The organism is Mesorhizobium sp. M8A.F.Ca.ET.021.01.1.1, assembly GCF_003998025.1.
Classification (GTDB): Bacteria; Pseudomonadota; Alphaproteobacteria; order Rhizobiales; family Rhizobiaceae; genus Mesorhizobium.
The window spans coordinates 1-581 of the sequence record NZ_RZSJ01001072.1 but is presented as its reverse complement, the minus strand read 5'-3'; the positions used below and the strand labels follow the sequence as shown (position 1 = coordinate 581).

Genomic DNA, 581 nt, shown 5'->3' with positions numbered 1-581 from the left:
GGCCGACGGCAGCACCCTCGACGAGGTGCTGGCCAGGGCCGACTCCACGCTCTACGCGGCCAAGCGCGCCGGCCGGAACTGCGTCATCAGCCACAATAGGATGGGCAGGGCCGAACCGATCAAGCCGGCCTTGCGCTCCGCGTAGCTATTCCGCAGCACCCAGATAATCCGACAGCGGCGGGCAGGAGCAGACCAGGTTGCGGTCGCCGGCGACATTGTCGATGCGCGATACCGGCGGCCAGTACTTTGCGGGGGTGTCGGCGTCGCCGGCGGGATAGGCCGCTTCCAGGCGCGAGTAAGGGTGGGTCCATTGACCGGCCAGCGCCTCGGCTGACGTATGCGGTGCGTTGACCAGCGGATTGTCGGCCAAGGGCCATTCGCCTTTGGCCACTTTCGCCGCTTCGCCGGCTATGGCGATCATGGCCTCGCAGAAACGGTCGAGTTCGCGCTTGGGCTCGGACTCGGTCGGCTCGACCATCAGCGTGCCGGCGACCGGGAACGACATGGTCGGCGCGTGGAAACCATAGTCGATCAGGCGCTTGGCGATGTCCTCGACACCGATGCCGGCGCTCTCCTTGAGC

The 581-nt window shown here is 67.1% G+C and carries 1 pseudogene; it reads right to left on the bottom strand.

Annotated features, from left to right (window positions below):
* Positions 1 to 145 precede the first annotated feature (145 nt).
* Positions 146 to 581, bottom strand: a pseudogene (locus EOA36_RS36660) (glycine dehydrogenase (aminomethyl-transferring)); the annotation flags it as partial.